Annotated in this window: 3 protein-coding genes; all 3 read right to left on the bottom strand. The window is 70.5% G+C overall.

What is annotated here, in order from left to right:
• Positions 1–172: 172 nt before the first annotated feature.
• Positions 173–1,723, bottom strand: a complete 1,551-nt coding sequence (locus tag Q0C41_RS30625) for a bifunctional 2-polyprenyl-6-hydroxyphenol methylase/3-demethylubiquinol 3-O-methyltransferase UbiG (protein ID WP_291990708.1) — start codon at positions 1,721–1,723, stop codon at positions 173–175.
• 11 nt (positions 1,724–1,734) lie between these two features.
• Positions 1,735–2,520, bottom strand: a complete 786-nt coding sequence (locus tag Q0C41_RS30630; RefSeq protein WP_291990710.1) for a thiazole synthase — start codon at positions 2,518–2,520, stop codon at positions 1,735–1,737.
• On the bottom strand, positions 2,513–3,523 hold a 1,011-nt coding region (locus Q0C41_RS30635), incomplete at its 5' end, for a hypothetical protein (protein ID WP_291990712.1). The genes Q0C41_RS30635 and Q0C41_RS30630, both read right to left, overlap by 8 nt.

Raw genomic sequence — 3,523 nt, forward strand, 5'->3', positions numbered from 1 at the left:
GCCGCCGGCGTGCCGGGGCGGGCCGGGGCCGGGGCGCCCGGCTTCGGCGGCGGTCCGACCGGACCACCGAGGCGCGACGGCAGCCGCTGGGCCGTCGACGCGAGCGTGAGTGGCCCCATCAGGGCCAGGGTGATCAGGACGAGACGACGGATTGACATGGGTCAGGAACGGGTTACGGCTTGCGCGCGATCACCGCGTAGTCGAGATGGGTGAAGAGCAGGCTGTTCAGCGTGTCCACGTTGGCATTCATCGCGTAGGCGGCCGCGTCGGCGCCGGGCACGTGCTGCAGCTTGTGGACCTCGGGATACGGCGATCGATACTGCACGTCGACGTGCGGGAAGCCACTCGCGCGCACGAAATAGGCGAGCGTGTCGGGATGCAGGGGGCGCACGTGGGTGATGTCGCGCACGTAGCTCTGGAAGAAGGCGAACCAGCAGGCGACGTTGACGGTCTCGAGCGCGAGGACGCCGCCCGGCCGCAGGACCTCGCCGGCCCGCTGAAGCAGCCGCACGAGGTAGTCGGGCTGCAGGTGCTCGACGACCTGCGCGGCGAAGATGCCGCCCAGGCTCTCGTCCTCGAGACCCTGGAGATACGACAGCGCATCACCCTCGCTGGCGTCGAGGCCGCGCTGCCGGCACACCTCGACCATTTCGTGGTTGATGTCCAGGCCACGGGCACGAATGCCCTGCTGACGCAGCAGGTCGAGGAACTCGCCGCGGCCGCACCCGATGTCGAGCACGTCCTGCTGGCCGTCGAACACGGCGACGTAGTCCTGCAGCCGCTCGCGGATGACGGTGGTCGACCCGCGGAACTGGTCCTCGAACCCGACGTACTTGAACGACTCGATGCCGCCCGTGGCAAACGACTCGCCCGCCGTGGTGGCGGCGAGGGCCCGCTCAGTGGGTAGGGCCGGCTCTCCGAGCCGGCCGTCACCCGCGGCCGCGTCTTCCGATGACGGACGCCTCGGAGAGGCGTCCCTACCCCCGATGATGCCCTCCACCTCGCGCTTGAGCGTCTGCGTCGCGCGCGTCACGACGCCCAGCGACTGCGCCAGCTGCGCGTGCGCGGCATCGAGGGCCGCCACCCGCGCGGTGTACCGATGCTCGCGGACGGCCAGCATCTCCAGCCGTCGATTCAGTTCGTCGCCAACGCCGCTGATGGCGCCGCCTGGGCCTACCGTGCGGTGGTGCAGCGTCTCGACGGCCTGCCCGACATCCTCGGTCCGCCGCGTCGACAGCGCATCGAACTCGTAGTCCTTCGAGTCGACGTAGGGCGTGACCTGCTGCAGGTAGATGATCAGCGCCGAGTGGAACGTGGCGAGTCGTTCGAGTTCGAGGCGCAGCGTCTCGATCAGCGCGATCTGGCTGCCGCGCCCCGACCGCGCCGCCGCCACGTTGCGGTTCACGTGATCGACCAGCGTCGCGTTGAACGCCTCCTGCCGCGCGAACAGGGGGGCCACCAGCCCCCACACGGGACGCAGCAGCCACCCCTTCAGCCCGCCGGGCAGTGGCGTGGCGCCGACGATGGCGAAGCGCTCGTTGAGGGGGGTGATCTGCGATTCGTCGGCCGGCGCCGACGGATGGGGCATCGCCGGCACGGCGGGCAGCGCGGCATCCAGCGCCGACAGCGCGGCGTTGTAGGCGGCATCGGCCTCCTCACGCGCCGCCTTGAGGCGCGCGAGCAGGTCCTTGTCGATCGAGCGGGTGAAGCGGACGTCGGCCATGCGCGACCGAATTATGCCCGCGCCGCGGCGTGAATCGTCCCGGAGAGCGGGCTGCTCGCCGAGGCATAGCGGCGCTTCGGCATCCGCCCGGCCAGGAACGCGAGGCGCCCGGCGGCCACGGCGTGCTTCATGGCCTCGGCCATCAGCACCGGCTGATCGGCCTGCGCGATGGCCGTGTTCATCAGCACCGCGTCGGCACCGAGTTCCATCGCGATGGCCGCATCGGAGGCCGTGCCGACCCCCGCATCCACCACCACGGGCACCGTGCTGAATTCCTTGATGATCGAGATATTGTTGGGATTCTGAATGCCCAGCCCCGATCCGATGGGCGCCCCGAGCGGCATCACCGCGGCCGCCCCGGCGTCCGCGAGCTTCCGGCAGACGATGGGGTCGTCGGTCGTGTAGGGCAGCACGACGAACCCTTCCTTCACCAGCACCTTCGTGGCCTCGATCAGCGCTTCGTTGTCGGGGAACAACGTCCGCTCGTCTCCGATCACCTCGAGTTTGACCCAGTTGGACAGTCCGGCTTCACGCCCGAGACGCGCGGTGCGGATCGCGTCGGCGGCCGTGTAGCACGCGGCGGTGTTGGGCAGGATGAACATCGACGGGGCGATGAAGTCCATCAGTGACGTGCCGCTCTTGTCGGTGAGATCGACGCGACGCACGGCGACGGTGACCACCTCGGCGCCCGAGGCGGCGTGGCACGCCGCCATGACGGGATGCGTGGGGTACTTGCCGGTCCCGACGAACAGGCGGGACGTGAAGGTGCGATCGGCGATGGTGAGCAGATCAGCCATGAAGGGAGCCTCGTGAAGAAGACAGGCGTGCCGTGGCGCGAAGCGCCGCACCGAGGGCGACACCCCACAACGTGCCAGCGACGATGAAGGGCCAGGCGTGCGTCAGCAGTGACGGGCGGACGGTCCACAACTCGAGCCGCGCCATGTCCAGCGGCACACGACTGCTGCTGCGCAGGAACAGCCGTGTCGTGTCGATCGTCGCCGGGAAGTCGAGGTAGTAGTAGCCAGCCACCACGACCAGGCCCACGGTGGCGACCGCGCCGAGCAGGACGATCTGCAGTGGAAGCAGCCGTGCCAGTGGCACCCCGATCGCCTCGAGACCGAGCGCCGTGAGCACGGCCAGCGCCGGCAGCATCGGGAACAGCCATCGCCCCTGATAGACCTCGGGGAGTTGGAGCACGGCTTCCCGCACGGCCGGTTGCAGTACGCAGAGAGCGAGGGCGACGGCCCAGAGCGGCATCACCGTCCCCGCGCGAGACGCCTCGGGGCCGCGCAGCAGCGCCGTGGCCAGTCCGACCGCCGCCAGGGCGGCGACGACGATCGGCACCACGACGAAGGAGGGCGGCAGCACCAGCACGCTGGCCCCGAAGTTGCCAAGGGGCATCCATGCGCTCCAGGTGAGCGACCACGCCTGCTGTGCCGCGCTCGACGCCGATGTGGCGGTCAGGGTCGCGAGGGCCGCCAGACTGGGCGCCTCGAAGCCTGTGGGCAAGGCCGTCGGCGGCAGGAGGCGGAGAACTGCGGTCGCTCCGACGATGGCGATCGTCAGGACCGCTGCGGCCAGCAGCGCCCGCCGCTGCGGGCCCACGGTGGCCGCCCATGCACGCATCGCCACTGCGGCGGCCACGGTCGGCAGCAGGAAGGCCGCCGTGTCCTTCGAGGCGAGCGCCGCGGCCGCGGCCGCGATCATCACCGGCACTTCCCACCAGGCCCCGTCACGGAGGACCAGGCGGGTGGCCAGCAGCAGGCAGAGGCCACCGAGCACGTTGGCGAAACTGTCGGG

Source organism: Luteitalea sp. (assembly GCF_022842525.1).
GTDB lineage: Bacteria > Acidobacteriota > Vicinamibacteria > Vicinamibacterales > Vicinamibacteraceae > Luteitalea.

Excerpts from the sequence above, each read along its gene's own strand:
- Q0C41_RS30625 (WP_291990708.1), bottom strand. The coding sequence starts at position 1,723 with ATGGCCGACGTCCGCTTCACCCGCTCGATCGACAAGGACCTGCTCGCG.
- Q0C41_RS30630 (WP_291990710.1), bottom strand. The coding sequence starts at position 2,520 with ATGGCTGATCTGCTCACCATCGCCGATCGCACCTTCACGTCCCGCCTG.